The 25,511-nt window shown below is 68.2% G+C and carries 25 protein-coding genes; 7 read left to right on the forward strand and 18 right to left on the reverse strand.

What is annotated here, in order from left to right:
• Positions 1-7 precede the first annotated feature (7 nt).
• From ACZK0Z_RS21290 to ACZK0Z_RS21300, 3 genes are all read right to left on the reverse strand, one after another.
• The gene (locus ACZK0Z_RS21290; RefSeq protein WP_308306918.1) at positions 8-331 is read right to left on the reverse strand and encodes a hypothetical protein; all 324 of its coding nucleotides are present in this window, start codon (positions 329-331) and stop codon (positions 8-10) included.
• A 296-nt stretch (positions 332-627) separates the two neighbouring features.
• A complete protein-coding gene (locus ACZK0Z_RS21295; protein WP_049428949.1) occupies positions 628-1,806 on the reverse strand; it encodes a glutathionylspermidine synthase family protein in 1,179 nt (392 codons plus the stop codon).
• A gap of 7 nt (positions 1,807-1,813) precedes the next feature.
• Positions 1,814-2,386, reverse strand: a complete 573-nt coding sequence (locus tag ACZK0Z_RS21300; RefSeq protein ID WP_005420172.1) for a DUF1190 domain-containing protein — start codon at positions 2,384-2,386, stop codon at positions 1,814-1,816.
• A 461-nt stretch (positions 2,387-2,847) separates the two neighbouring features.
• On the opposite strand from ACZK0Z_RS21300, the gene ilvD reads away from it, so the two are divergent.
• The gene (ilvD, locus tag ACZK0Z_RS21305; protein WP_197633793.1) at positions 2,848-4,686 is read left to right on the forward strand and encodes a dihydroxy-acid dehydratase; all 1,839 of its coding nucleotides are present in this window, start codon (positions 2,848-2,850) and stop codon (positions 4,684-4,686) included.
• A gap of 61 nt (positions 4,687-4,747) precedes the next feature.
• Positions 4,748-5,350, forward strand: coding sequence for a hypothetical protein (locus tag ACZK0Z_RS21310; protein ID WP_414489353.1), 603 nt, complete (start codon positions 4,748-4,750; stop codon positions 5,348-5,350).
• A 69-nt stretch (positions 5,351-5,419) separates the two neighbouring features.
• Here ACZK0Z_RS21310 and dinG read toward each other — a convergent pair whose 3' ends face one another.
• The 3 genes from dinG to aroE all read right to left on the reverse strand — a co-directional run bounded on the left by dinG (position 5,420) and on the right by aroE (position 8,892).
• The gene (gene dinG, locus ACZK0Z_RS21315; RefSeq protein ID WP_197632955.1) at positions 5,420-7,522 is read right to left on the reverse strand and encodes an ATP-dependent DNA helicase DinG; all 2,103 of its coding nucleotides are present in this window, start codon (positions 7,520-7,522) and stop codon (positions 5,420-5,422) included.
• A gap of 167 nt (positions 7,523-7,689) precedes the next feature.
• A complete protein-coding gene (locus ACZK0Z_RS21320; protein ID WP_049428559.1) occupies positions 7,690-8,043 on the reverse strand; it encodes a hypothetical protein in 354 nt (117 codons plus the stop codon).
• Between the two features lie 3 nt (positions 8,044-8,046).
• On the reverse strand, positions 8,047-8,892 hold the full coding sequence (gene aroE, locus ACZK0Z_RS21325) for a shikimate dehydrogenase (protein ID WP_049428561.1): 846 nt from the start codon (positions 8,890-8,892) through the stop codon (positions 8,047-8,049).
• Between the two features lie 48 nt (positions 8,893-8,940).
• On the opposite strand from aroE, the gene ACZK0Z_RS21330 reads away from it, so the two are divergent.
• A complete protein-coding gene (locus tag ACZK0Z_RS21330) occupies positions 8,941-9,804 on the forward strand; it encodes a TolB family protein (protein ID WP_100443714.1) in 864 nt (287 codons plus the stop codon).
• An 82-nt stretch (positions 9,805-9,886) separates the two neighbouring features.
• On the opposite strand, the gene ACZK0Z_RS21335 is transcribed toward ACZK0Z_RS21330, so the two are convergent.
• The 4 genes from ACZK0Z_RS21335 to ACZK0Z_RS21350 form a co-directional block, all read right to left on the reverse strand.
• On the reverse strand, positions 9,887-10,156 hold the full coding sequence (locus ACZK0Z_RS21335; protein ID WP_049428564.1) for a gas vesicle protein GvpG: 270 nt from the start codon (positions 10,154-10,156) through the stop codon (positions 9,887-9,889).
• Positions 10,157-10,188: 32 nt separating this feature from the next.
• Entirely contained in the window at positions 10,189-11,178 is a 990-nt protein-coding gene (gene hemB, locus ACZK0Z_RS21340; protein WP_049428566.1) for a porphobilinogen synthase, read from the reverse strand.
• Between the two features lie 19 nt (positions 11,179-11,197).
• Positions 11,198-12,115 (reverse strand): bestrophin family protein, encoded by a 918-nt coding sequence (locus ACZK0Z_RS21345; protein WP_197632953.1) that lies wholly within the window; start codon positions 12,113-12,115, stop codon positions 11,198-11,200.
• Between the two features lie 122 nt (positions 12,116-12,237).
• Positions 12,238-12,486: a hypothetical protein gene (locus ACZK0Z_RS21350; protein WP_005411548.1), complete on the reverse strand. Its 249-nt coding sequence runs from the start codon at positions 12,484-12,486 to the stop codon at positions 12,238-12,240.
• 184 nt (positions 12,487-12,670) lie between these two features.
• Between ACZK0Z_RS21350 and ACZK0Z_RS21355 the strand changes: the two genes are divergently transcribed.
• Positions 12,671-13,135: a hypothetical protein gene (locus ACZK0Z_RS21355; RefSeq protein WP_014038879.1), complete on the forward strand. Its 465-nt coding sequence runs from the start codon at positions 12,671-12,673 to the stop codon at positions 13,133-13,135.
• A gap of 135 nt (positions 13,136-13,270) precedes the next feature.
• On the opposite strand, the gene ACZK0Z_RS21360 is transcribed toward ACZK0Z_RS21355, so the two are convergent.
• The 4 genes from ACZK0Z_RS21360 to ACZK0Z_RS21375 all read right to left on the reverse strand — a co-directional run bounded on the left by ACZK0Z_RS21360 (position 13,271) and on the right by ACZK0Z_RS21375 (position 18,755).
• Entirely contained in the window at positions 13,271-15,070 is a 1,800-nt protein-coding gene (locus ACZK0Z_RS21360; RefSeq protein ID WP_197619412.1) for a DUF885 family protein, read from the reverse strand.
• A 67-nt stretch (positions 15,071-15,137) separates the two neighbouring features.
• The gene (locus ACZK0Z_RS21365) at positions 15,138-15,653 is read right to left on the reverse strand and encodes a cytochrome c oxidase assembly factor Coa1 family protein (protein ID WP_049428574.1); all 516 of its coding nucleotides are present in this window, start codon (positions 15,651-15,653) and stop codon (positions 15,138-15,140) included.
• A 24-nt stretch (positions 15,654-15,677) separates the two neighbouring features.
• The gene (locus ACZK0Z_RS21370) at positions 15,678-17,903 is read right to left on the reverse strand and encodes a S9 family peptidase (protein WP_049428575.1); all 2,226 of its coding nucleotides are present in this window, start codon (positions 17,901-17,903) and stop codon (positions 15,678-15,680) included.
• Between the two features lie 162 nt (positions 17,904-18,065).
• Positions 18,066-18,755: a glutathione binding-like protein gene (locus ACZK0Z_RS21375; RefSeq protein ID WP_049427180.1), complete on the reverse strand. Its 690-nt coding sequence runs from the start codon at positions 18,753-18,755 to the stop codon at positions 18,066-18,068.
• 112 nt (positions 18,756-18,867) lie between these two features.
• Here ACZK0Z_RS21375 and ACZK0Z_RS21380 point away from each other — a divergent pair, with 112 nt between their 5' ends.
• Both ACZK0Z_RS21380 and ACZK0Z_RS21385 read left to right on the forward strand, forming a co-directional pair.
• The gene (locus ACZK0Z_RS21380; protein WP_049427182.1) at positions 18,868-19,488 is read left to right on the forward strand and encodes a TIGR00645 family protein; all 621 of its coding nucleotides are present in this window, start codon (positions 18,868-18,870) and stop codon (positions 19,486-19,488) included.
• A 201-nt stretch (positions 19,489-19,689) separates the two neighbouring features.
• Positions 19,690-20,694, forward strand: coding sequence for an energy transducer TonB (locus ACZK0Z_RS21385; RefSeq protein WP_197619410.1), 1,005 nt, complete (start codon positions 19,690-19,692; stop codon positions 20,692-20,694).
• A gap of 74 nt (positions 20,695-20,768) precedes the next feature.
• On the opposite strand, the gene ACZK0Z_RS21390 is transcribed toward ACZK0Z_RS21385, so the two are convergent.
• On the reverse strand, positions 20,769-21,023 hold the full coding sequence (locus ACZK0Z_RS21390) for a hypothetical protein (RefSeq protein ID WP_197619408.1): 255 nt from the start codon (positions 21,021-21,023) through the stop codon (positions 20,769-20,771).
• A 77-nt stretch (positions 21,024-21,100) separates the two neighbouring features.
• Here ACZK0Z_RS21390 and ACZK0Z_RS21395 point away from each other — a divergent pair, with 77 nt between their 5' ends.
• Positions 21,101-21,886 carry a helix-turn-helix domain-containing protein gene (locus ACZK0Z_RS21395; protein WP_197632958.1) on the forward strand — a complete coding sequence of 262 codons (786 nt, stop codon included), beginning with the start codon at positions 21,101-21,103 and terminating at the stop codon, positions 21,884-21,886.
• A 159-nt stretch (positions 21,887-22,045) separates the two neighbouring features.
• Here ACZK0Z_RS21395 and ACZK0Z_RS21400 read toward each other — a convergent pair whose 3' ends face one another.
• Genes ACZK0Z_RS21400 through ACZK0Z_RS21410 form a run of 3 tightly spaced genes read right to left on the reverse strand, consistent with a single transcriptional unit; the run spans position 22,046 to position 25,496 of the window.
• On the reverse strand, positions 22,046-23,230 hold the full coding sequence (locus ACZK0Z_RS21400; protein ID WP_111113176.1) for an ABC transporter permease: 1,185 nt from the start codon (positions 23,228-23,230) through the stop codon (positions 22,046-22,048).
• Entirely contained in the window at positions 23,227-23,973 is a 747-nt protein-coding gene (locus ACZK0Z_RS21405) for an ABC transporter ATP-binding protein (protein WP_106550666.1), read from the reverse strand. The genes ACZK0Z_RS21400 and ACZK0Z_RS21405 overlap by 4 nt, the downstream gene beginning before the upstream one ends.
• Positions 23,970-25,496: an alpha/beta fold hydrolase gene (locus tag ACZK0Z_RS21410; RefSeq protein WP_197632951.1), complete on the reverse strand. Its 1,527-nt coding sequence runs from the start codon at positions 25,494-25,496 to the stop codon at positions 23,970-23,972. The genes ACZK0Z_RS21405 and ACZK0Z_RS21410 overlap by 4 nt, the downstream gene beginning before the upstream one ends.
• Positions 25,497-25,511 lie beyond the last annotated feature (15 nt).

Raw genomic sequence — 25,511 nt, forward strand, 5'->3', positions numbered from 1 at the left:
GCCGGCACTACCCCTGCAGCAATCGCCGCTGCAACCGCTCCACCGCACGCTGCAGCAGCACCCGGTTGCGGGCCAGCTTCATCCACTGCGGCAGGCGCGAGAACATCGAACGATGATGGCCGCTGCCTTCGCGCAGTCTGGCCGCGGCGTAGTCGTGCAATGCCTGCAGATGCTCGGCGTTATACGCCCACAGCAGGCCAGCCGAGGTTTTTTCCACCAACCTCAAAGGCAGGCCGAAGTCCGGGTCGATGGCTTCGTTGCCACGCCAGCGCGACCGGGTGACCTCGACATCGCTGCTGCGCCCACATTGGCTGCAGTCCGCGGACAGCACCCGCAGCGCAGATGTCTCTCGAGCGCGGCGAACTTCAGCGCTTACCCATTTGTGGCCGCAGTAGCCGCAAGGACGGTAGCCGCAGTAGCGCACCGGTCCTACCCAGTCTCCGGAGCCACAGCGGCTGCAACCGCAGCCGCCGTTCAATGCCTGGCTGCAACCCAGGCACCGGAAGCGGCGTGAATCAGGCGTACCTACCACCCAACCCGGCGTGTCACATCGATTGCAACGCACCGCCACCCGGTCTGCATAGCGCAGCAGGGAGTGACCGTCGTCCCGGTGGCGCCCTGCCACCATCAGACGTAGATCCGCGTCGGCGCCTCGTCGACGATCGCGTGCGGCACGAAACGCGCGCTGTCGCGGGTGATCGCGCTGTCGTCCTCGCGGATGCCGATGCCGCAGGCGTGGTCGCCGATCACCCAGCTGCCGATCAGCGGGTAGCCGCCTTCGAAGCGGGTCAGCGGATGCGCGCGCTGGATGATCGCGGGGCCATCGTAGGGGCCGTCGCTGCGCTGGGTGCTGCCATCGGCGAGGTGCATCTCGATGTTGGCGCCCTCGCGTGAGAACAGCGGCTTGCGCACCCAGCCCGAGGCCAGCGTGCTGCCGTCATCGAAGTGCGCTTCCAGCAGGTTCGGATGGCCCACGTTGCGCTGCCACAGCAGCGGCAGGATGCCCTTGTTGCTCAGCACCGCCTTCCACGCCGGTTCCAGCAGCTGCATGCCCGAACCGGGAAGCGCGCGACCGAATTCCTCGGCCATCAGGTCTTCCAGCGGGTACAGCTTGAACAGCGTGCCGATCACCGAATCGTCCAGCGCGGTGAAGCGGCCGTCCTCGGACAGACCGATGTCCTCGACGGCGATGGCCTGGCCATGCAGGCCGGCCTGCGAAGCGCAGTCGCGCAGGTAATCGACGGTGCCACGGTCTTCTTCGGAACTGCCCACCGCGCTGAAGTACAGCGGCGGCGGCAACTGCTTGGCCAGTTCGCCGAAGCGCTCGACGAGCGCTTCGTGGATCGCGTTGAACTGGTCGGCATGCTGCGGCAGGCGGCCGGCATTGCGCTGGTCCTCCAGCCACTGCCACTGGAAGAAGCTGGCCTCGAACAGCGAGGTCGGCGTGTCGTAGTTCAGTTCGTACAGCTTGGCCGGACCGGTACCATCGTAGGCCAGGTCCAGGCGGCCATAGAGGTGTGGCTGACGCTGGCGCCAGCTGTCGGCGATCCAGTCGCGGTAATGCGACGGAATCGCCAGCTGGTCCATCAACCGTTCGCTGCCGATGACATCACCGACCAGGTCCAGCGCCATCTGGTGCAGCTCGGCACTGGGGTCTTCGATGTCCTGTTCGATCTGGCGCAGGGTGAACGCGTAGTACGCGCTTTCATCCCAGTACGGCTGACCATCGATGGTATGGAAACGGAAACCCGCTTCCTCCGCACGAGCCCGCCACTGGGCACGCTCGGCAATCCGGATGCGCTGCATGGACCGGTCAGCCGCCGTAGCTGCCGCTGGTGCTGCGGCGCGCGCTGGTGTTGCCGAAGCCACCACGGCTGGCAGTGACCGCACGGTTCGGCTCGCTGGTGACCGGGGCCAGGCCGGCCTTGCCCGCGCCGATGCCGCTGGCGGTGTTCAGGCCACCGGTGCCACCCGGTGCCGGGCGCGCCCAACCCGCATTCTTGTCCTGGTAGGCCGGCGCCGACGCCGGCGCCTGCGGGGCCAGGCCGCCGCGGTTGCTCAGCATCTGCGACATGAAGAAGCCCATCATCATCGGGCCGATGAACGAGGTACCCGCCGACGTGTGCTGCTGCACGCACTGTTCCGGCTTGTAGTCCTTCTCGCAGGCTTCCTTGCTGGCGTACTTCGGCGCCGCATCGGCGGCCTGCTTCTGCGCTTCGGCGAAGGCATTGCGGCACGACGACGGATCGCCGGTAGCCTCGGTGCAGGCCTCGACCGAGGTGTACAGGCCTTCCTGCACCTTCACCTCCGGCTCCTTCTGGCAGGCGGTGAACAGCAGCGGCGCGGCGCTCATCAGCAGCAACGCGGTGGTGCGGGAACGTTTCATGGCCTCATGCCCTGTCGACGGATCAATGCCCCAATGATGCCAAATCCGGGCCAGCAACCGGAATCGGCAAAGTCCGAAAGATGAACGGACTTTCATTTTCGTCGTTCCCCATCTTCCACGCATGGCATGGATCCATCGTGTCGACCAAGGTCGACACCTACCAGGAGCAGAGCGCCGGCCCCGACAGATCGCAGGAAACTGTCGAAGGCGGGGTGGGTCCGCTGGCGGGGGTGTCCGCGGCATGGATGCCGCGGCCAAGCCCCCAAGGACGGGTTTACGGCGCCCCCCGCCAGCGGACCCACCCCGCCTCCCGCAGGAAGCCCGCCGTTGCTTCGGCTGTTGCTTCGGCAGGTGCCGGGCGCAGCCCGGCCGGACCATCTCCGGTGGTTGCAGCAGCAACCGAAAAAATTGGCCATGATCAGGCGACCCCCACGTCGTACGGCCCGCCCGTTCCGCCAGCCATGCCCGAATATCGTTCCCGCACCTCCACCGCAGGCCGCAACATGGCCGGCGCCCGCGCCCTGTGGCGTGCCACCGGCATGAAGGATGGCGACTTCCACAAGCCGATCATCGCCATCGCCAACTCCTTCACCCAGTTCGTGCCCGGCCACGTACACCTGAAGGACCTCGGCCAGCTGGTCGCGCGCGAGATCGAACAGGTCGGCGGCGTCGCCAAGGAATTCAACACCATCGCCGTGGACGACGGCATCGCGATGGGCCACGACGGCATGCTGTACTCACTGCCCAGCCGCGAGATCATCGCCGACTCGGTCGAATACATGGTCAACGCGCACTGCGCCGACGCACTGGTGTGCATCAGCAACTGCGACAAGATCACGCCCGGCATGCTGATGGCCGCGCTGCGCCTCAACATCCCGGTGGTGTTCGTCTCTGGCGGCCCGATGGAAGCGGGCAAGACCAGACTGTCCGAGCACAAGCTGGACCTGGTCGATGCGATGGTGGTGGCCGCCGATGACAGCGCCTCCGACGAGAAGGTCGCGGCGTTCGAGCGCAGCGCCTGCCCCACCTGCGGCTCCTGCTCGGGCATGTTCACCGCCAACTCGATGAACTGCCTGACCGAAGCACTGGGCCTGTCGCTGCCCGGCAACGGCACCACGCTGGCGACCCATGCCGATCGCGAGGCGCTGTTCCGCCGCGCCGGCCGCCTCATCGTCGAACTCTGCCATCGCTGGTATGGCGGCGAAGACCCGAGCGCGCTGCCGCGCGGCATCGCCACCCAGGCGGCGTTCGCCAACGCGATGGCCCTGGATATCGCCATGGGCGGTTCCACCAACACCATCCTGCATCTGCTGGCCGCGGCGCAGGAGGCAGAGGTGGACTTCGACCTGACCCACATCGACGCGCTGTCGCGGCGCGTGCCGCAGCTGTGCAAGGTGGCGCCGAACACGCCGAAGTACCACGTCGAGGACGTGCATCGCGCTGGCGGCGTGTTCGGCATCCTCGGCGAGCTGGACCGCGCCGGCCTGCTCGATACCTCGGTACCGACCGTGCACAGCACCAGCCTGGCCGACGCGCTGGAACGCTGGGACGTGGTGCGCAGTGACAACGACACCCTGCATACCTTCTTCAAGGCCGGCCCGGCCGGCATTCCCACCCAGGAGGCCTTCAGCCAGGCCACGCGCTGGCCGACGCTGGACATCGACCGCGCCGAAGGCTGCATCCGTTCGCTGCAGCACGCGTATTCGCTGGAAGGCGGCCTGGCCGTGCTGCGCGGCAACCTCGCGCTGGATGGCTGCGTGGTCAAGACCGCAGGCGTGGACGAGTCGATCCACGTGTTCGAAGGCCCCGCGCGCGTCTACGAAAGCCAGGACGCCGCCGTCGCCGGCATCCTCGCCGACGAAGTGCAGCCGGGCGAGGTGGTGGTGATCCGCTACGAAGGCCCGAAGGGCGGCCCCGGCATGCAGGAGATGCTGTACCCGACCAGCTATCTGAAGTCGAAGGGGCTGGGCAAGCAGTGCGCGCTGCTCACCGACGGCCGCTTCTCCGGTGGCACCTCGGGCCTGTCGATCGGCCACGTTTCGCCGGAAGCCGCCAGCGGCGGTGTCATCGGCCTGGTGCAGGATGGCGATCGCATCCGCATCGACATCCCCACCCGCCGCATTGATCTGTTGCTGGATGAGGCCACGCTGGCCCAGCGCCGCGCCGGCGCCGACGCGCGTGGCTGGAAACCGCGCGCACCGCGCCCGCGCAAGGTCACCAGTGCGCTGAAGGCTTACGCGCTGCTCGCCACCAGCGCCGACAAGGGCGCCGTGCGCAATACCGCCCTGCTCGGCGATTGATCCCGATGCGGTAGTGCCGGCCGCTGGCCGGCATCTGGGCGCATCATGTGCAACCCTGTACATGGACGTCACGATGCGCTTCGGCCTGATGCTTTTCTCATGGGTGATCGCCGCACCTGTACTCGCCGGCGAATGCCAGTTCGACAATCGCGCCGAACTGCTGGCGATGCCACCCGATGCATTCAATCAAGGGCCCGGGGAGGGCTGGGACGCACTTGTCGAGCGCGCAGGCTGCCAGTTGGAACTGGCTGACCTGTTCGCCGCATACCGGCGCCAGGCCAAGGCAAGCGGCCACCCAGAGCTGGCCTGGCACGAGTCGCAACTGCGTGCCTACGAGGGGCAACGCGATCCCGCCAGCGCACTGATGCGGTTGACGTACAAGCCTGCCGACGCCGATCCGGAGGGTTGGAACCTCTACGTGGATGCGACCATCGCCTTTCTGGATGACGACCTGCCGACACTACGACGTGCGCGCGCGCGCTTGGCCGCCCTGCCGCTGCCACCCGGTACCACGCTCAGGGAAGGGATGGTCGAGATGCGTAGCGCGCAGGGCCTGCAGCACGTCGCATGGCCACCGCGGCTGAAGGCGGTGGACGACCTGATCCGCTGCATGTACCAGCCCTACGCACTGGCGTCCGACTCATGCCCGCAGTCGCAGGACTGAAAGGCGAAACGACCCTGCTCGCGCGACGGGGTCAGAGCCCTTCCGGCGGAAGGGATCTGACCCCGCTCCTCAGCCGATGGTGCGCTTGAACGGCGGCAGCGCGTCGATGATGCGCTTGCCGTAGCGGCGGGTCAGCAGCCGCGAATCGAGGATGACCACGCGGCCGGTATCGGTGGAGGTGCGGATCAGACGGCCGGCGAACTGGGTCAGCGTGCGCAGGGCGTGCGGAATGGCGATCAGGTTGAACGCATTGAGCCCGCGTCCCTCGAACCATTCGCTGAGCGTGGCGGTCTGCGGGTCGGTCGGCACCGCGAACGGCACCTGGGTGATCACCACCGTGGTGCAGGCCTCACCCGGCAGGTCGAGGCCTTCGCCGAAGGAGTTCAGGCCGAACAGCACCGAGCCCTCGCCCGCCGCGACGCGGCGCAGGTGTTCGTCGATCAACCGGGTCTTGGACATCTCGCCCTGCACCAGCACCTGCTTGCGGCGCGCGGCCGACATCAGGCCGGCTACCTTCTCCATCTTCCAGCGCGAGGTGAACAGCACCATCGAGCCCTTGGCCCAGTCCAGTTCGGTGTCGAGATAGCGCGCCACTTCGCGTGGATGGCCCTCGCGGTCGTCCGGGGTGACCGGGAATTTCGGCACGATCAGCTCGGCCTGGTTGGGCAGGTCGAACGGCGAGGACAGCGAGACCATCTCGGCGTCTTCGGGAATGCCGTTGTCGATCGCCAGTGACTGGAAATCGCCACCACCGGTCAACGTCGCCGAGGTCATCACCACCGAGTCCACTTCATCCCACAGCAGCTTGCGCAGCACGTGCGCGGCCGACACCGGCGAACCGTGCAGCACCAGGTCGCCGTCGCGGGTGGCGGTGACCCAGCGCGCCATCGGCGGCGCACCGTCCTTGTCCTCGCGACGCCAGGCCTGCCACAGGTTGTACTGCTGCTCGATCATCTCCAGCGCCATGCCCAGGTTGCGCTGCAGGCGCTCGCGCGCGGCGTCGTCCGGCTTGCCCTTGGCCACCTGCGCGGTAGCCGCATGCGCCCAGTTGTAGAGACTGCGGGTATCGTCGGCCAGTGCTTCGATCGGCTCGCGCCAGGCCTCGGGCAGGCGACCGTTGGCGGCGCGCCACATCGGCTCCTCGTCGGCCGGCGCCGGCATCCACACCCGCTCGATGTGGTCACGGAACGCGCGCAACTGCTTGGCCACGTTGCTGGCCACTTCGATCGCTTCGTTCGGCAGCAGGTTGCCGAGGCGATCCTTGTCGACCGCGCGGTAGGCACCAGCGATCAGGATCTGCAGGCGGCCGGTGCGCTTGGCCATTTCATCCAGCGCCAGGCTTGCCGCGCCCTGGTCGATCGCCACGCTGCCGATGTGATGGCCTTCGTCCAGCACCAGCAGCATGTCCGACGGCGGCGCGATCAACGGCTGGCCGTTGTCGCTGTCGCCGATCGACAGTGCCGACAGCAGCAGCGCGTGGTTGGTGACCACGATCTGCGCATCACGCACGGTATTGCGCGACCGCAGCACCGCGCATTGCGCCGAGTAGGCGCAGCGGCGCCCGGCGCAGCCCGAGGCCGGCGTGGTGATGCGGCTGCGCAGGCCGGGACTGATGGTTTCCGGGGCGTTGTCGATGTCACCATCCCAGCTGCCGCCGGTGAAGGCATCGGTCAGGCGCTTGGCGATGTCCATCTCGATCGGCGCCAGTGGCCGGTCGAACAGCGGCGCGTCGTCCTCGAACATGCCGCCCTGCGAGCTCTCGCCCTGCGCCTCGGCGGCATTGCGCGTGCACAGGTAGCGGGTACGGCCCTTGGCCAGCGCCACGGTCGCTTCCAGGCCGGTGGCCTTGAGGAAGTTGGGAATGTCGCGCTCGACCAACTGCGACTGCAGCGCCACGGTGCCGGTGCTGATCACCAGCTTCTTCTTGCTGGCCAGCGCGATCGGCACGCCCGCGGTGAGGTAGCCCAGGCTCTTGCCGACGCCGGTCGGCGCCTCGACCACGCCGACGCCGCCACTTTTGGACAGCGCACGCGACACCACGCCGATCATCTGGCTCTGCGAGCGGCGGGTGGAAAAGCCGGGCGTATTGGCCTGCAGCGTCGTGTACGCCTTGCGGATCGCGTCCTTCAAGGAGTCATCGAGCGCGCGCGGAGCGGCGACGGTTTCGGTCACGCCGGGAATTACCGTAGCTGGATCAGGCCGGGCATTGTCGCACGGCCGGCCGCATTCACCGCCGCTGGCACCCTGAACGGGCCAGCGACGACGCGCGCTGGCGGTCACGGTCCGGTGGCCGGACCGTCCCAGGGGCAGATACGCCGGGCATGACCCGGCGCGACCGGTCAGGCGGCCGGGAGCGTACGGGTACGCAGCAGGCGCACCAGCGCCCACACCACCAGCACCACGCCGATGGCCTCGACCATCGCCAGCGCGAAATGCAGCACGCCGAGGATGGCGCTCAGGCTCGACACAGCACTGAAATCACCGCTGCGCACCATCCACATCGGCAGGATGCCCGCCGCCATGCCGCCAAGGCTGGCCAACAGCAACAGCAGCAGGCCGACCAGGGCACCGGTGCGGGTGGCATCGCGCGGTGCGCCGACCACCCAGACCAGGCCCACGCACAGCGCGATCAGCACCGGCAGGCGCACGCCCACCATGCTCAGCACCGTGACCAGCAGGGTTGCGTTGTCCATCGATCAGTCCTCGCCGGCCAGCACGGCCGAGCCTTGGCGCAGCGACTGGTAGACCTCGTCGGTCTGCGGGCGCACACCGTGCCACTGCAGGAAGCTCTCGGCGGCCTGCTCGACCAGCATGCCCAGGCCATCGACCGTATTACGGCACTCCGCGGCGCGCGCCCAGGCCAGGAAGGCGATGGCCGCCTCGCCGTAGTTCAGGTCGACGGCAGTGGTCATCGAGTTGACCAGCGACAGCGGCAGCTTGAACTCGACGTCGCGGTCGCGGCCGGCCGAGGTGGCGTTGACGATCAGTTCGAAGTCGCCCAGCTCGCGCAGGTCTTCCCAGTAGCGGCTGATCGCGCGGCCCGGCTCGCCCATGGCATCGATCAGCTCATCGGCGCGTTCCGGCGTGCGGTTGACCACCACCAGCTCGGTGATGCCGGCATCGAGCAGCGCCGGGGCGACGCTGCGTGCCGAACCACCGGCGCCGATCAGCAGCATGCGGCGGCCGCGCAGGTCCAGGCCATGGCGATCGGTCAGGTCACGCACCAGGCCGATGCCGTCGGTGGTGTCACCGTGCCAACGGTCGCCCTTGCGCAGCAGCGTGTTGACCGAGCCGGCGCGGCGCGCGCGCGCGGTCAGCGTGGTGCACACCGAGAACGCGGCTTCCTTGTGCGGCGAGGTGACGTTGGCGCCGACACCGCCCTCGGCGGCGAAGGCTTCCAGACCGCCCAGGAACGCATCCGGAGCCAGGTCGATCGCGCGGTAGTCGATGCTGATGCCTTCCTGGCGACCGAACACCGCGTGGATCTGCGGCGACTTCGAGTGGGCAACGGGGTGTCCGAAGACGGCGTAACGGTCGGTCATGGAATCCTCAAGCTGGCTAGACTGATGCTCTTTCGTGCACGGACCCGGATGATGCGCATCACCCCGCCCCTGCTGGTGCTTGCCGCCAGTCTACTCTCTGCCCCCGTGGCAATGGCGTTGAACGAGTACGGCATCGAAGGCATGGGCGTGGTCTCGACCCGTGCCGACGAAGGCCGCGCCACGATCAGCGCCGACGGCCAGCGCATCGTGTTCGCGCGCCGCGGCGAGGCCGGCTGGGGCCTGTGGCAGGCACGCGTGGTCGATGGCCGCTGGCAGCAGGCGCAGGCGCTGCCGGTGGGCGTGGCCGGCGAGGCCCGCGATCCCTACTTCAGCCGTGATGGCCGCTGGCTGCTGTTCGCGGCCGGCCGCGAGGGCGCGCTGGCGCTGTACCGCGCCACGGTGGAAGCCGACGGCCAGCTCGGCAAGGCGCAGACCTTGGCGGGCGATGGTGGACGCCGGGAAGAGCGCGGACCGGCCCTGAGCGCGGATGGGCGACGACTGTTGTTTGCCCGCCAGCAGGGCCGGGGCGCCGGCTGGAATCTGTTCGTGTCGACGCTGGATGCCCAGGGCCAGCGCGGACCGGCCACTGCACTGAGCGCGTTGAACAGCGCCGACGACGAGACCGACGGCGACTGGCTGGGCCAGGACGGCGCCGTGGTGTTCAGCCGCGGCAGCGGCACCACCGCACAGGTGTGGAGCAGCGGTTGTGCGTGGACCGGCGTGGCCCTGCAGCCGTTGGGGCTGTCATTCAACCAGACGGGTGGCTGGACCGGCGCGCCGGTGGTCGACAACGCCAAGCCGGGCGAGATGATGGTCGCCAGCAGCGCGGCCAAGGCACCGCGTGCCGGTGGCGTGGACGTGTACCGGTTGGCGGTACCAAAGGTGGCGGCGGTGGCGGGGTGCGTGCGGTAGATCCACGCCACGCGTGGATGGCGCCCGCGAAGGGGTCAGAGCCCTTTCCTGCGGAAAGGGATCCGACCCCGGGCATTGCCCGTCAGCGCGACAACACCCTGGCGCGCTGCTGCTCGTACTCGACCTCGCTCAGCTGGCCATTGTCCTTGCGCTGGTTCAGCGCGGCCAGCTCGGCCTGCACGCTCTCCGGCAGGGCCTGCTCACGGGCCACGTGGCGGGCAGCGGAGAGCTGCTCCGGCGGGCGCTTGCCGGCCCGCCAGGCGGCGATGAAGACACCGACGATGATGGCGCCGAACACCAGCGTACCGATGCCCCAGATCAGCCATTGCATCCATCCCAGTTCGGGCCCCATCGCGCATTCCTCCGTCTAGCGTGGCGCTATTGTCAGCGCTCGCGCAGCCATCGCGCCACCTGCGGCGCGAAATAGGTCAGCACGCCATCGGCGCCGGCCCGCTTGAAGCCCAGCAGCGACTCCAGCACGCAGGCGCGCTCGTCCAGCCAGCCGTTGGCGAAGGCGGCCTTCATCATCGCGTACTCGCCACTGACCTGGTAGGCGAAGGTCGGCACGCCGAAGGTCTCCTTCACCCGGCGCACCAGGTCCAGGTACGGCATGCCCGGCTTGACCATCACCATGTCGGCGCCCTCTTCCAGGTCCAGCGCGATCTCGCGCAGGGCCTCGTCGCCGTTGGCCGGGTCCATCTGGTAGGTCTTCTTGTCGGCCTTGCCGAGGCTGGCTGCGCTGCCCACCGCATCACGGAACGGACCATAGAACGCCGAAGCGTACTTGGCCGAGTAGGCCATGATGCGCACGTTGATGTGGTTGCCGGCATCCAGCGCGCGGCGGATCGCACCGATGCGGCCGTCCATCATGTCCGACGGCGAGACGATGTCCGCACCGGCCTCGGCATGCGACACCGACTGCTTGACCAGCGCGTCGACGGTGATGTCGTTCAGCACATAGCCCTTGTCATCGATGATGCCGTCCTGGCCATGGGTGGTGTACGGGTCCAGCGCCACGTCGGTCATCACTCCCAGTTCCGGGAAGCGCGACTTCAGCGCGCGGATCGCCCGCTGCGCCAGGCCGTCTTCGGACCAGGCGGCCGATGCGTCCAGCGACTTCAGCGACGGGTCGATCACCGGGAACAGGTCGATCACCGGAATGCCCAGCTCCAGCGCCTCTTCGGCCACCTTCAGCAGCTCTTCGATCGACAGCCGTTCAACGCCCGGCATCGACGGCACCGCGGTGCGGCCGGCCTGTTCGTGCACGAACACCGGGTAGATCAGGTCGTCGGTGGTCAGCGTGTTCTCGCGCATCAGGCGGCGCGAGAACTCGTCGTGGCGCATGCGGCGCGGGCGGTACAGCGGGTGGGACATGGCAGGCTCCGAGGAGTGGCTATTGCAACAGGTAGCCCTGCGGCAGCAGGGGTTCGGGCAACGGGCGTTCGCCTAGCGCATCGAGCTGGTCGATCTCGATCGTGCGCACCAGCGCGTCCAGCGGCAGGTCGTTCGGCTCCAGGCCGAACGGGTCTTCCATTTCTTCGCCCAACTGGTCCAGGCCGAAGAAGGCATAGGCAAGCACCGCAGACAGTACCGGCGTGCCCCAGCCCAGCGAACTGGCCAGGCCGAACGGCAGCAGCACGCAGAACATCCACGCGCAGCGATGCAGCAGCAGGGTGTAGGCGAACGGCAGCGGCGTGGTGAGGATGCGCTCGCAGCCGGCCTGGATCGACGACATCGCGCGCAGGCGCTCTTCAAGCTGGGTATAGAGGATGGGGTCGAGCTGGCCGGCGCGCAGCGCCTGCGCCAGTTCGGCCGCGATCATCGCCAGCAGTGCATCGGGCACGTTCTCGCGCTGGCCCAGCTGTTCGCGCTGGCGCTTGTCCAGCCACGGTAGTGCCGCCAGGGCGACGATGCGGCCACGCAGTCGCGCCGCCAGCGCATGGGCGAACGCAGTGGTGAGGTAGGCGACGCGACGACGACGGCCCGCGTCGTCGGCCAGCAGCAGGTTCACCTGGCGCGCCAGCGAACGCGATTCGTAGACCAGCTGGCCCCACAGCTTGCGGCCTTCCCACCAGCGGTCGTAGCAGGCGCTGTTGCGGAAGCTCAGGAAGATCGACAGCACCAGGCCAAGCAGGGTGAACGGCGTGACCGAAACGCGTTCGATGCCGGTGGGCGGCGCCAGTTCCACCACCGCGGCCACGGCGATGGACAGGATCAGGATGGCCAGCACCTTCGGCGCGATCGCTTTGACGATCGAGCCGCGCAGGATGTACAGCAGTTGCCAGCCGTGGGGACGGGGTCGGATGATCATGGGGCAGCCGCGCGGGGCGCGGATTCACAGGCACGCGGGGGGCTCGCGCAGCCATTCATTGTACGCCCCCGCCCGGCCATCGGCCGTGTGCCTGCGACGACCGGTCGCACCCGGGACCGGGCTCAGACCACGCCGCCACCCAGGCCAAGGCGCAGGATGCCGACCACCACCACGATGCCGTTCAGGACCAGGCCGGCCCAGGCCCGGCCACGCTTGCTCGGGTGGGTGAACAGGATGCCCAGCGCGGCGATCACCGCGCCCACCGCAGCGAACGGGATCAGGAACCAGTTGCCCCAGCCGAGCAGTGGAATCAGCGCCAGGATCATCCACAACAGCGCCAGTACGCCCCACAACAGACTGATCACACCCATGTCGCTCTCCCGCAGTTGGTTCCTGCCCCAACCATAGACGTTCCCGCTGCCGCCGCCTACTGCCATTGGCGGAGCTGTCACCCGCACCGTGCTAGCGTGCTGCCGTGCGTGCCCTGGCCCGGGTGTTGGCGCCGATTCAGAGTGGCCCGCCGATGATCGCAACCAGTCCTACAGGGGTCGTGCCATGAACATCCGTTGGGCCGCGTTGGCGGCCATCCTGCTGGTCGCCGCTGGCTGTGCCAGCACCTCCAAGGTCATGCTGGGCCGCGCCCGCGCACCGATCGATCCGGCGCTGGTGCAGATCTATTCGACGCCACCGGCCGGCTCCCAGGAAATCGCCCAGCTGGAATCGGCTTCAGCCGTCGGCTTCGGCACCCAGGGCCAGACCGATGCCGCCGTGGCCCGCCTGAAGCGTGAAGCCGCGGCGCTCGGCGCCAACGGCGTGGTGCTGATGGGCGTGGGCAGCAGCGGTTCGCCGGTAGGCATGTCGGTGGGCGCGGGCACGTTCGGCTCGCACGTCGGTGGCGGCGTCGGCATCGGTATTCCGACGACGCAGAAGCGCGCCGCGGGCGTTGCCATCTGGGTGCCGAATCCGGCACCGCCGGCGCGGTTGCCGACACAGGTGATCACGCCGCAACCGCAGCGGTGATGCGGCACTACCGCTGCAACCGACGCATCGCTCTGGTGGGTGCCAACCTTGGTTGGCACGACCCCACAGCGCCGACCAAGGTCGGCATCTACCCACACCGGTTGCCGGCCAGCGGCCGGCACTACCGGGTGGGATTCAGCGCTTGTACTTCGGCACGAACACCTTGTTCACTGCGTCAGCCAGCTGGTCCGGCGGCAGCAGGCCCTGGTCGAGCAGGAAGTTGTTGAACGCCAGGCGGTCGAACTTCGCGCCCAGCGCCAGCTCGGTCTGCATGCGCAGTTCCAGGATGCGGGTATAGCCGTAGAAGTAGCTGCCGGCCTGGCCCGGCATGCGCACCATGTAGCGGTCCAGTTCCTGGGTGGCCATCGCCTTGGACAGGCCGACCTGCTCCATCAGCACGCGCTCGCCGTTGGCACGGTCGGTCAGGCCGAGGTTGAGCATCGGGTCGAGCATCGCGCGCGCAGCGCGCAGCAGGCGGAACTGCAGGGCGATCATCTGCCCGTCCAGCGGCTCGTACGGCACCATCTCGGCTTCGGCATACAGCGCCCAGCCTTCCACGTTCACCGAATTGAACGCGAACATGGTGCGCGCCAGCGACACGCCGCGCTCGACCATTGCGGTGAACTGCAGCTCGTGCCCCGGGCGGCCTTCGTGCGCGCTCAGCGTCCATGCCGCCGCACCGAAGTTGAAGTCGTCGTACTGCGCGCCCGGGCCCGCGGCCGGGTTGCCCAGCGGCAGCACGAAGGTGCCCTGCTGCCCGGTGTTGTTGACCAGCGGGGCCGGCAGGAAGTGCGGCGCCGGGCTGGCCGCGCTCTCGGCGGCCGAGCCCAGGCGCATCTGCATGGCGCGCTTGGGTACGTCGACGATGGCGTGTTCACGGATCAGCGGATCGATCGCATCGATCACCTTGCGGTAGTGGCCTTCCAGGTGATCGTCGGCGATCTTGTCGGCCTTCAGCGCCCGGATCACCGCCACCGGGTCGCTCGGATCAGCCACCTTCAGGCCCTTGTCCTTCACCACCAGCGGTGCCAGCTGCTGCATCGCCGAGCGGGTTTCCATGAACTCCAGCTGCGCGCGCTGCATCAGCAGCTTCGGGTCGATGTCGATGCCGACCTGCTTGAGCTGGTAGGCGTACAGCGGCGCCGGCAGGCGTGCGTCGGCACGTGCTTTCGGCAGCACCTCCCTGCGCGTCCAGGCGGCGTAGTCCTTCATCTGCCCGGCCAGGGTCTTCATCGCCTCGTCGGCGCCGGCGATCTGGTACTTCTTCAGCAGCGACTCGATGCCGGTGACGTAGGTCTCGACGTTGTCCAGCGACTGCTGCACTTCGATCTTCGTCGGCTGCAGCAGGCTGCCGTCCTTCAGCCGCTCTTCGTAGCGCTGGCGGGCCAGTGTGGTGAAGGCGGTGCCACCCGGCTGCAGGCCGGCATAGGCTTTGAGGCGATCGATCGCCTTGGCCCGGCGCTCGGCCGGCACCTGGTCGGACAGCAGCAGGTTGAGGCCGCTGAACACGGTCTGCGGTGCGTCGCTCCACGGCAGCAGGTACTTCTCGTTGAGCTCGCTGCCTTCGATGTTCTGGTTGGCGGCGTGGATCATGATCTCCAGGTCCTGGCGGACGTTGGGATCCTTTTCGGCGGCCAGCTTTGCTTTCAGTTCGTCGCGTGCCTTGGCCATGGCAGCGCGGTAGCGCTTGGCGTTGTCCGGGCCGAGGTCGGCCACCTTGTCGTCATAGCCGGGCACGCCGAAGAAGCCGGTTTCCTCCGGCTGGAACGGGCCCTGCGCATCCAGCAGGATCTGCGCCAGCGCATTGCTGCGGGCGACCCAGGCCGGGCTGGCCGGGGTAGCGGCCTTGGCGGCGGGTGCCGCCAGCGCCGGCGGTGCGGACAGCAGCGGTGCGGCGCTCAGCGCCAGGGCAACGGCCAACGCGATCGGCTTCATGGTGCACTCCAGGACAGGGTTGCCCGCACCCTACGCGCTCACGGCGATGGCGACAATCGGCCGGAGGTCACAACGCGGCGGTCAGCGGGCATTCGCCGCGATCGCGGCAGGCCTGCAGTTCGCATTCGCGTGCAGCCTCATCATCATCCAGCGCCGTCAGGTCGAAGGTCTGCTTGTCCTCGCCCAGCACGTACATCACCGGGTAGTCCCACACGTCATCGCGACGGGTGCCCTGCACGAACAACCGCCCATGCGCGTGCGGTCCTTCCAGGGCCACGGTCAGGCCGACATCACGCTGGCCGTTGATCGCGGTCTGCATGCTGCCCAGCGGCATCGACTCGATGTTCAGCGGCTCACCGAACGCTTCCACCAGTTCGATACTGCAACCGGCGCGCCGCAGCGCCTCGCGCATCGGCGGGCTCTCGCGTGCCGCCTCGCTCCAGCGCAGCACGCTCCAGGTCACCACACCCCCTGCCCCACCCAGCACCAGCACCACCACCAACGGCATGGCCCAGCGCCAGTGGCGGCACCACCAACCGGCGGATGCCGGGTCATGGCCGGGAATCGGCGGTGGCTGGGTCATCGGCGGGCTCCTTCCCGTGCTGGATCAGGGTTTCAGGCAACGTCCCAGGAAGGCTTCGGCCACGCGGTAGCGATGCAGTGCATCGGCGCCGGACAGGCCATGCTTGGCACCCGGGTAGGTCATCAGTTCGAACGGCTGGGCACGCTTCTGCAGCGCGCTCATCAGGCTGGTCGAATTGGTGAACAGTACGTTGTCGTCCGCCATGCCGTGGATCAGCAGCAGCGGCGAACGCAGGCCATCGATATGGGTCAGCACGCGCGCTTCGCGGTAGCCGGCTTCATTGCGCGCCGGCAGGTCCATGTAGCGCTCGGTGTAGTGGCTGTCGTACAGGCCCCAGTCGGTCACCGGCGCACCGGCCACGCCACAGGCGTAGCTGTCGGAGGCCTTGGCCAGCAGCATCAGGGTCATGTAGCCGCCATTCGACCAGCCCTGCACGCCGATGCGCGCCGGGTCCACCCATGGCTGCTGCTTCAGCCAGGCCACGCCACGCAGCTGGTCGGTCACTTCCACCGTACCCTGCTTGCCGTACAGCGCACCGCCGAAGTCGCGGCCACGGCGCGGGGTGCCACGGTTGTCCAGCGAGAACACCACGTAGCCCTGCTGGGCCAGGTACTGGTTGAACAGATGGTCGCCGCGGCCGGGCCAGCTGTCGGTGACGGTCTGGCTGGCCGGGCCGCCGTAGACATACACCGCCACCGGGTAGCGCTTGGACGGATCGAAGCCGGCCGGCTTGATCAGGCTGTAGTTCAACGGGGTCTTGCCGTCGGCAGCCATCAACGTGCCGAACTCGACCGGGCGCTGCGCATCGCGGTAGCGCGCATACGGGTGCTTGGGATCGGTCAGGTCGTTCTCGACCAGCGTGGCGATCTTCTCGCCGTTGGCGCGGAACAGTTCGATCTGCGGCGGCGTGCTGCTGTTGGACCAGCTGTCGACGTAGACGCTGGCGTTGCGCGCAAAGCTGGCGCTGTGCATGCCCGGCGCCTTCGACAGGCGCTGCGGCTCGCCGCCCTGCAGCGACACTGCGTAGATCTGGCTTTCGCGCGAGGTTTCGATGCCAGCGCGGAAGTAGGCCTTGCCGGCCTTCTCATCGACTGCCAGCAGTTCGTCCACCGGCCAGTTGCCGTGGGTCAGTGCAGTGGCCTTGCCCTTGCTGTCGATGCGGTACAGGTGCTGGAAGCCGGTGCGTTCGGACGACCACAGCACGCTGCCGTCGTCGAGGAAGCGCAGGCTGTTGTGCAGCGGCACCCAGGTCGGGCTGGTCTCGTGGGCGAGCACGCGCTGGCGGTTGGAATCGAGCGCCACTTCCACCAGGTCCAGCTGCTTCTGGTCACGCGACTGGCGCTGGAAACTCAGGTGCTGCGCATCGCGCCAGTCGACGCGGGCCAGGTAGATGTCCTGTTCCTTGCCGAGGTCGACCCAGCGCGGCTGCGCATCGGCGGCCGGTGCGATCACGCCCAGCTGCACGCGCACGTTGGCATCGCCGGCGGCCGGGTAACGCTGTTCGATCACATCAGTGCGGTCGGCATAGACCTCGTAGCGCTTCTGTACCGGTACCGGCGATTCGTCGATGCGGGCAAAGGCGATCGCAGAATCATCCGGCGCCCACCAGTATCCGGTGTGGCGGTCCATTTCCTCGTCGGCGACGAATTCGGCCACGCCGTTGCCGATAGTGGTGCTGCCGTCGCGGGTCAGCTGCAGCTGCTTGTCGCTGGCCAGGTCGATCACCCACAGGTTGCGGCCGCGGATGAAGCTGACGAAGCCGCCCTTGGGCGACAGCTTGGCATCGGTGGCGAAACCTTCACCGTGGGTCAGCTGGCGCACCGCCGCCTGACCCTGCTGCTTGAGGTCGTACAGGTACAGCTCGCCGCCCAGCGGGAACAGCAGGCGCTGCGCGTCCGGCGACCACTGGTAATCGACGATGCCGGTCATCGCGGCGATGCGCTGGCGCTCGCGGCGCGCCTTTTCCTCATCACTGAGGGTCTCGGTGCCGGGCAGCACCACCTTGGAATCGACCAGCAGCCGGGTCTGGCCACTGCCGATGTCGTAGGTCCACAGGTCCAGCTGGTTGCGGTCGCTGTCCTTGCCGCGCAGGAAGCTGACCTGCGATCCGTCCGGCGCCACCTTGGGCTTCATCAGGGTCGGGCCGGACAGCGGCAGCGGGCCGGTGATGGCTTCCAGGGTCAGCTTTTCAGCGTGGGCGGCGGTTGTGGTGGCGAGCATGAGGGCGAGCGAAGCGAACAGGTGGCGCATGGAGGATCCCGGCAAACGGCAGGTCCGCCCCCGCGATGGACGCGGAGCGGTCGTCCCCCATCCTAACCAAGCCTGTGCGGGAAGGCAGCATGACCTTCTGCCCATGGCCGGGTGCTGGGGTCAGAGCCCTTTGCGCTGCAAAGGGATCCGACCCCGAGGCGGTCAGCGCTGGCCGAACAGGTGCTTGCGCTCTTCGTCGCTGAGCGGCTTGCCGGCGTTCGGGTTCACCTGCTGGCGCAGGGCATAGGCACGCTGGGTGGCCGGGCGTGCGGCAATGGTTTCATGCCAGCGCTTGAGGTTCGGGAACGCGGTGAAATCCACCGGCAGCTTGTCGTAGGCGCCGATCCACGGGTAGCTGGCCATGTCAGCGATGGTGTACGCGTCGCCGGCCAGGAACGCGTGCTGGGCCAGGCGCTTGTCCATCACTCCGTGCAGGCGACGCACTTCGTTGTCGTAGCGCTCGATGGCATACGGGATCTTTTCCGGCGCGTACACGTTGAAGTGGCCCATCTGGCCACTCATCGGGCCCAGGCCGGCCATCTGCCAGAACAGCCACTCCAGGGTGGTGACGCGGCCGCGGGGGTCGCTGGGCAGGAAGCGGCCGGTCTTCTCGGCCAGGTACAGCAGGATCGCGCCAGACTCGAACACGCTCTGGGGAGCACCGCCATCGGCCGGGGCCTGGTCGACGATGGCCGGCATCTTGTTGTTCGGCGAGATCGCGAGGAATTCCGGCTTGAACTGGTCGCCCGAGCCGATGTTGACCGGGTGGATGCGGTACTCCAGGCCGGCTTCTTCCAGCAGCAGGGTCACTTTGTGGCCGTTCGGGGTGGGCCAGTAATACAGGTCGATCATGGCGGCGGCTCGGGGTGCGGAAAGGAACCTGAAGTCTAGTGCGTGAGTTGGCTTGGCACCGTCATGGCGGGCCGGTAACCTCGCCTCTCCCCCGCAACGCAGCATCCCTCGCATGAGTGCAAACCGCCCGCCGCTCTCCCCCTTGTCCACGCTGATCTTCGCCTCGCGCTGGCTGCAGCTGCCGCTGTACCTGGGCCTGATCGTGGCGCAGTGCGTCTACGTGTTCCTGTTCGGCAAGGAACTGTGGCACCTGATCTCGCACTCGGTGTCGATGGGCGAGCAGCAGATCATGCTGATCGTGCTGGGCCTGATCGACGTGGTGATGATCTCCAACCTGCTGGTGATGGTGATCGTCGGCGGCTACGAGACCTTCGTCTCGCGCCTGCGCCTGGAAGGCCACCCGGACCAGCCGGAATGGCTGAGCCACGTCAACGCCAGCGTGCTCAAGGTGAAGCTGGCGATGGCGATCATCGGCATCTCCTCGATCCACCTGCTGAAGACCTTCATCGCCAGCGGTGCGCTGGGCGGCATCCCGCTGTGCACGCCGGAGCAGATGAGCGTCGCCGCTGCCAACATCGGTGTCGCCCGCTGCTCGATGCTGACCCAGGATGGCGTGCTGTGGCAGACCATCATCCACTGCGTGTTCATCCTGTCGGCGATCGGCATCGCCTGGACCGACAAGCTGATGTCAAACAGCCACAGCAAGCCCCACGACAAGTCGCACGACCACTGATGCGGCAACCGGCAGCGGCCCTTCGCCGCTGCCCCTTCCCGGCCCCTGCCCCTTGTACGCGGCGGTGGCCGGGATGCTAGATTGCACCCTCGCCGTTGCCGGCGGTGGCGTCGGGAAACGTCACCCTGCCGCGCCCGGACCGCAGGTCCCGGCCATGCATATCAATGATTTACGTCACGTCGTCTTCTAGAGGGGAGCAGGATGTCGCACGTCTCAACGATCACCGCCGCGCGCCGGTGGCTGCCGGTTGCCCTGGCACTGGCCCTGGCCGCCTGCTCGGGCAAGGAAGAATCCGCAGCGCCTGCTGCCGCCACGGCGCCTGCCGCTGCCGCACCCGCCGCACCGGCGGTTGCTGCCAAGGTGCAGTCCATGGGCACCGAGCAGCTGCGCGAGTCGGCCAGCCAGGCGCTGCGCGAGAACCGCATGTATGCACCGGCCGGCGACAACGCCATCGAGTACTACCTCGCCCTGCGTGACAAGACGCCGGACGACGCCTCGGTGAAGAGCGCACTGACCGACCTGCTGCCGTACACCCTGATCGCCGCCGAGCAACACCTGAGCCGCGAGGACTACACCGAAGCGCAGCGCCTGGTGGCACTGATCGAGAAGGTGGATGCCTCCGCGCCGGCCCTGCCGCGCCTGAAGGACGGCCTGGCCAAGGGCGTGCAGAACGCAGCCAAGCGCACCGAAGCGGAAGCCGAGAAGGCCAAGAAGGATGCCGAGGACCGCAGCAAGCAGCAGACTGAGCAGCAGCGCCTGAGCGAGCAGCGCGCCAAGGAAGCCGACGCCGCCAAGCAGATTGCCGCGCAGCAGGATGCCGCGCGCCGCGACAACGAGCGCCAGGAAGCCGAGCGCCAGGCCGCCGCCCGCCGCGAGGCTGAGCAGAAGCAGCAGCAGGCTGCCGCCCAGCAGGCCAGCGCCGCACGCCAGGCCGCCGCACCGGCAGCGCCCACCCTGCGCCCGGTCAGCACACCGGCGCCGCGCTATCCGGGCGAAGCCCTGCGTTCGGGAACCTCCGGCGAAGTGCTGGTGGAGATCACCGTCGGCACCGATGGCTCGGTGGTGAACGCTCGCGTGCTGCGCGCGACGCCGGGACGCGTGTTCGACCGTGAAGCCCTGAACGCGGTCAAGCGTTGGCGCTTCGAGCCGGTCAGCGCGCCGGTGACCACCCGCCGTACGCTGGTGTTCGCGCCGGGCAACAACTGAGGCACGTCGAGGTAGCGCCGGGCCACGCCCGGCGACAATGGATCAAGGCCCGGCATGTCCGGGCCTTGTCCGTTTCAGGCCGCTCCATCGATCAGGTGTTGCAGTGCCGGATCGCGCGCTGTCAGCACCTGGAACAGGCCCAGCGCATGCAGCCCGGGCAGCAGCGCGCGCAGATCCGCTTCGGCCGTGGCCCGGGTGGCGGGATCGCTGGCCGGGTCCTGCCAGTCGCGCACGCTGGCGAGGAAAGCCCCGACACTGCCCTTGCGCACGGTCACGCCGTTCACCTGCACGTCGTTCTGATGGTCGGGGAGGATGTCGTGTGGCTGCATGGAGGATGCTCCTGTGGGATCGGAGCCCAGTGTGGCGCCCGCCGGCTGGCGTTTCTGCCGTATAACTGCCAATGGATATGGTAGATCAGACATCCATCACGTTGATCGATCCCACCCTGGCGGACGCCGGCGATGGTCCCGCGGTGCTGTCGTCGCAACTGCGCGCAACCGGACGACGCCGTACAGCACGCCACCGGCATGTGCGCGGCCAGCTGCTGGGTGCCCACCACGGCGTGCTGCGCATCGAAGCGGGGGATCTGCAGTGGCTGCTTCCTGCGGGGCACGTCGCATGGATACCGCCCTCGCTGCCCCACGCACTGGCGGAGGCAGAGGAGTTCGATGGCTGGAGCCTGTACTTCGGCGCCGCGACCTGCCTGGAACTGCCTGCGACGCCACGTATTTTCCAGCCCAGCGCGCTGCTGCAGGCGGCGACGGCGCGGGCGCTGCAATGGCCCCATGCGCCACTGGATGCTGCGCAGGCACGCCTGGCCGGCGTGATCGCCGATGAGATTGCCGCCAGCACGCCGCTGCCGCTGGCCCTGCCACAACCGCGTGACCGGCGCCTGCGCCAGATCGCCGCCGCGCTGGCTCGCGCGCCGCACGACAACCGCACCGTCGAGGCCTGGGCCGCCAGCAGTGGCCTGTCGGGCCGCAGCCTGGCCCGCCACTGGCTGGCCGAGACCGGCATGACGCTGGGCCAGTGGCGACAGCGACTGCGTGTGCTGCTGGCGCTGCCACGCCTGCTGGCAGGTGATCCGGTGATCGGTGTTGCGCTGTCGATGGGGTACGACACGCCCAGCGCCTTCATCGCCGTGTTCAAGCGCGAGATGGGGGTGACGCCTGCGCGGTATGGGGAGGGGTGAGGTGTCCAACACTCCCGCTGTCTGCACTTGCGATTGGCGCCGGTGATCGCCCAGCGTTTCGCCACTTGGCAGGCAACGCGGTCCTGAAAACAACGAAGCCCGGAATGACCGGGCCTCGTTCCGGATCCGCCGGGCATGGCCCGGCGCTACCACCCGCACTTAGCCGGAGATGGCCAGGCGCTCGTTGTGGTAACGGCGCACGGCGGCGAACCACAGCACGGCCGCCAGGCCGAGGCTGGCGCCGAGGTAGATCGCCCACACCGAGGGGGTGATGGTCTCGTGGCGGATCACCTTCAGCAGCATCTGGTTCTGCGACAGGAACGGCACTGCGTACTGCCAAAGCTGGCTCTTCACCGGGTAGGCAATCAGCGCATAGCCCGGCAGCATCGGCAGCAGCATCAGCCAGGTCATGTGGCTCTGCGCTTCCTTCATGCTCTTGGCCGCTGCGGCCAGGAACGTCAGCAGCGAGGTGCCGATCAGCAGCATCGGCAACATCACCAGCAGCATCTGCACCATGGCGACGATGTTCATGTTGAGCTGGCGGCCGATGTTGCCCGGTGCAATCTGCGCGCTCACCTTGAACGCGGCCAGGGTCAACAGCAGCGAGGCAAAGCCGACCATGCAGGCGGCGGCGATCTTGCCGCTGACAATGGCGCTGCGCGATCCCGGCGTGGCCAGCAGCGGCTCCAGCGACTGCCGCTCACGCTCGCCGGCGGTGGTGTCCATCACCAGGTAGGCGCCGCCGAGGAACGAGGTGAGGGTCAGCAGGATCGGCAGCAACGCCGACAGCATCAGGCCACGCTTGGCTTCGGCACTGGCCATGTCCTGGCTGGCCACGTCCAGCGGCCGTGCAACCTGGGCGTCGATGCCACGCGCCATCAGCCGCAGCGCTCCCACCTGCCCGTTGTAGGTGGCCAACGCCGCCTGCAGGCGCGCAGTGGGCACCTCGGCGGCACGCCGCGTGCTGTCGCGGATCACCTCCACCAGCGCCGGCTTGCCATCGGCCCAGTCCTTGCCGAAGTCCGGGCTGATGCGCAGCGCCACGTCGATGTCCTGCGAGCGGATGGCCTCGGCCAGGTCCTTCGGTGCAGCAGCGGCATTCAGGCCCTGGGCCGCCAGGAAGCGCACCAGGTTCGGCGCGTGCTCGGCGCCGATGGTGGGAATCTGCAGCGGCTGCTCGATCTGCGTGCGCACGCGGCTTTCGGACAGCTTGCCCATGCCCAGGATCAGCAGCGGGTACAGCAGCGGCCCGAACAGCAGGGTCAGCGCCAGCGTGCGGCGGTCGCGCGACAGGTCACGCAGCTCCTTGCGCATCACCGTCATCAGGGTCGACATCATGCTCATGCGTGCAGGCCCTCTTCGCTGCCGATCAGTTTCACGAACGCATCCTCCAGATTGGTTTCACCGGACTGTGCGCGCAGTTCATCGGCGCTGCCGGCGGCCATCACCGTGCCCTTGGCAATGATCACGATGTGGTCGCACAGCGCCCCCACCTCCTGCATGATGTGGCTGGACAGGATCACGCAGCGGCCCTCTTCGCGCAGCCCCAGCAGGAACCGGCGCAGCGCGCGGGTGGTCATCACGTCCAGGCCGTTGGTGGGTTCGTCGAGGATGACGTTGCGCGGGTCGTGCACCAGCGCACGGGCGATGGCGGTCTTGGTGCGCTGGCCCTGCGAGAAGCCATCGGTCTGGCGATCAAGGATGTCGCCCATGTCCAGTGCATGCGACAGCACCTCGATGCGTTCGCGGATGTGCTGGGCCGAGAGGCCATGCAGTTCGCCGAAGTAGGCGATGTTCTCGCGCGCGGTCAGGCGCTTGTACACGCCACGCGCATCGGGCAGCACCCCCAGGTGGCGGCGTACCTCCACCGGGTTGCGCGCTGCATCGATGCCATCGACGCTGATGCTGCCCTGGTCGGGCGTCATCAGCGTGTACAGCATGCGCATGGTGGTGGTCTTGCCGGCACCGTTGGGGCCCAGCAGGCCGGTGATCTGGCCATCGGCGGCGCGGAAGCCGACGTTGGCCACCGCCTGGATACGGCCGGTGCGGGTATCGAAGGCCTTGTGCAGGTTGTCGGCGACGATCATGGGGCCCATCCGTTGAACGAAGTGAACGCCGGCACGTAGCTCAGCGTATCCAGGCAGCTGGCATCGATCGCCTTGGCATTGGTGGTGTCGATGAACTGGCCGAGCAGGCGCGGCATGCAGCCGGCGTTGAGCGTGCCGTGACCCTGCCCGCGGGCAACCAGCGCTCGGCCGTTGGGCAGGCCCTTGAGCACCTGCTCGGCGTAGCGCGGCGGGGTGACCGGGTCCAGTTCACCGGACAGCAGCAACACGGGCAGATCGCCCTTCAGCGCTGCGGTGCTGGCGGCCGGCGCCGGCTGGTGGGGCCACACCGGGCAGGCGGCGAAGAACGCGCGCGCTGCTTCGGCACCGAACAGCGCGTCATCGCTTTCAGGCGGGGCCTGGAAGCGCGGCGCGTCTTCGCTGCAGATCACCGACCACTGCATGCCGCGGTTGATCTGGAAATCCATGCTGCGGGTGGCGCCACGCACCAGCGAGGCCAGCGGGGCGTAGCGGCCCTGTGCGGCTTCATCCAGCACCAGTGGCAGCAGCGAGGAGTACTCGGGCACGTAGGAGAAGGCGAACGCCAGGCCAACCACGCTGTCCGGCGAAAGCACGTCCTGGCGCGGCGCGTTCGTACCGGGGTCGCGGTAATCGACCGTCACCGGCGTGCGGCGCAGGGTGTCGGCCACGCTGCGCAGCTGTTCACGGGTATCCACCGGGAAGCGCTTGCTGCAGGCGGCATCCTTGCGGCACTGCGCCGACTGCAGGGTGATGGCGTTGTCGAAGGTCCTGGCGAACTCGCCACCCACCACCAGATCGTTGGGCACCACGCCATCGATCACGATGCTGCGGGTGTGCTGCGGGTAGGCCATGGCATAGCGCTGGGCCACGCGGGTGCCATAGGAACCCCCGACCAGATTGATCTTTTCAGCGCCCAGCGCCTGGCGCACGGCGTCCAGATCGGCAATGGCTTCGGTGGTGGTGTAGAAGCGCGGATCGGCACGGCCTTTCAGCGAGGCCAGGCACTGCGTGGCGAAGTCGCGCATCACCGCTTCGGTGGGCGCAGCGTCTTCGTCCAGCTGCAGTTCCTTGCCGTCGGCGCCCAGGCAGCTGAGCGGGTTGGAGCTGCCGGTGCCGCGCTGGTCGATCAGGAACACGTCGCGCTGCTTGCGTACCTGGCGCAGGGCGGTATCGACAACGACGGCCACCTCGCTGGCGGCCTGGCCGGGGCCGCCGGCCAGGAAGAACACCGGATCGGGCTGGCTGCTGCTGCCGTCGCCCGACTCCAGCCAGGCGATGCGCAGGCCGATGCTGCGGCCTTCGGGATGGGCGCGATCCTCCGGCACCTGCAGGGTGGCGCACTGCGCTTCCACATTGGCGCTGGCGCCGACGGTGGACAAGGTGCAGGGCTGGAAGCCGATCGTGCCGAAGCGGCGGCTGGGCGCGTCGGTGCTGCCCTTCGCGTCGGCGGACGGCGGTTGGCTGCAACCGGCAAGCATCAGGCTGGCCAGCATTCCGGCCAGCGCGAGGTGGTGTCTTTGCATCGTGCGTGTTTCCCC

It is taken from the genome of Stenotrophomonas sp. 116085_Sma (genome assembly GCF_056479585.1).

Excerpts from the sequence above, each read along its gene's own strand:
- ACZK0Z_RS21390 (WP_197619408.1), bottom strand. The coding sequence starts at position 21,023 with ATGCAGCCACACGACATCCTCCCCGACCATCAGAACGACGTGCAGGTG.
- ACZK0Z_RS21320 (WP_049428559.1), bottom strand. The coding sequence starts at position 8,043 with ATGGACAACGCAACCCTGCTGGTCACGGTGCTGAGCATGGTGGGCGTG.
- ACZK0Z_RS21405 (WP_106550666.1), bottom strand. The coding sequence starts at position 23,973 with ATGATCGTCGCCGACAACCTGCACAAGGCCTTCGATACCCGCACCGGC.
- ACZK0Z_RS21395 (WP_197632958.1), top strand. The coding sequence starts at position 21,101 with ATGGTAGATCAGACATCCATCACGTTGATCGATCCCACCCTGGCGGAC.
- ACZK0Z_RS21365 (WP_049428574.1), bottom strand. The coding sequence starts at position 15,653 with ATGACCCAGCCACCGCCGATTCCCGGCCATGACCCGGCATCCGCCGGT.
- ACZK0Z_RS21410 (WP_197632951.1), bottom strand. The coding sequence starts at position 25,496 with ATGCAAAGACACCACCTCGCGCTGGCCGGAATGCTGGCCAGCCTGATG.
- ACZK0Z_RS21385 (WP_197619410.1), top strand. The coding sequence starts at position 19,690 with ATGTCGCACGTCTCAACGATCACCGCCGCGCGCCGGTGGCTGCCGGTT.
- ACZK0Z_RS21330 (WP_100443714.1), top strand. The coding sequence starts at position 8,941 with ATGATGCGCATCACCCCGCCCCTGCTGGTGCTTGCCGCCAGTCTACTC.
- aroE (WP_049428561.1), bottom strand. The coding sequence starts at position 8,892 with ATGACCGACCGTTACGCCGTCTTCGGACACCCCGTTGCCCACTCGAAG.
- ACZK0Z_RS21370 (WP_049428575.1), bottom strand. The coding sequence starts at position 17,903 with ATGCGCCACCTGTTCGCTTCGCTCGCCCTCATGCTCGCCACCACAACC.
- ACZK0Z_RS21360 (WP_197619412.1), bottom strand. The coding sequence starts at position 15,070 with ATGAAGCCGATCGCGTTGGCCGTTGCCCTGGCGCTGAGCGCCGCACCG.
- ACZK0Z_RS21350 (WP_005411548.1), bottom strand. The coding sequence starts at position 12,486 with ATGGGTGTGATCAGTCTGTTGTGGGGCGTACTGGCGCTGTTGTGGATG.
- ACZK0Z_RS21345 (WP_197632953.1), bottom strand. The coding sequence starts at position 12,115 with ATGATCATCCGACCCCGTCCCCACGGCTGGCAACTGCTGTACATCCTG.
- ACZK0Z_RS21300 (WP_005420172.1), bottom strand. The coding sequence starts at position 2,386 with ATGAAACGTTCCCGCACCACCGCGTTGCTGCTGATGAGCGCCGCGCCG.
- ACZK0Z_RS21335 (WP_049428564.1), bottom strand. The coding sequence starts at position 10,156 with ATGGGGCCCGAACTGGGATGGATGCAATGGCTGATCTGGGGCATCGGT.
- ACZK0Z_RS21400 (WP_111113176.1), bottom strand. The coding sequence starts at position 23,230 with ATGAGCATGATGTCGACCCTGATGACGGTGATGCGCAAGGAGCTGCGT.
- ACZK0Z_RS21380 (WP_049427182.1), top strand. The coding sequence starts at position 18,868 with ATGAGTGCAAACCGCCCGCCGCTCTCCCCCTTGTCCACGCTGATCTTC.
- hemB (WP_049428566.1), bottom strand. The coding sequence starts at position 11,178 with ATGTCCCACCCGCTGTACCGCCCGCGCCGCATGCGCCACGACGAGTTC.
- ACZK0Z_RS21295 (WP_049428949.1), bottom strand. The coding sequence starts at position 1,806 with ATGCAGCGCATCCGGATTGCCGAGCGTGCCCAGTGGCGGGCTCGTGCG.
- ilvD (WP_197633793.1), top strand. The coding sequence starts at position 2,848 with ATGCCCGAATATCGTTCCCGCACCTCCACCGCAGGCCGCAACATGGCC.
- ACZK0Z_RS21375 (WP_049427180.1), bottom strand. The coding sequence starts at position 18,755 with ATGATCGACCTGTATTACTGGCCCACCCCGAACGGCCACAAAGTGACC.
- ACZK0Z_RS21310 (WP_414489353.1), top strand. The coding sequence starts at position 4,748 with ATGGACGTCACGATGCGCTTCGGCCTGATGCTTTTCTCATGGGTGATC.
- ACZK0Z_RS21355 (WP_014038879.1), top strand. The coding sequence starts at position 12,671 with ATGAACATCCGTTGGGCCGCGTTGGCGGCCATCCTGCTGGTCGCCGCT.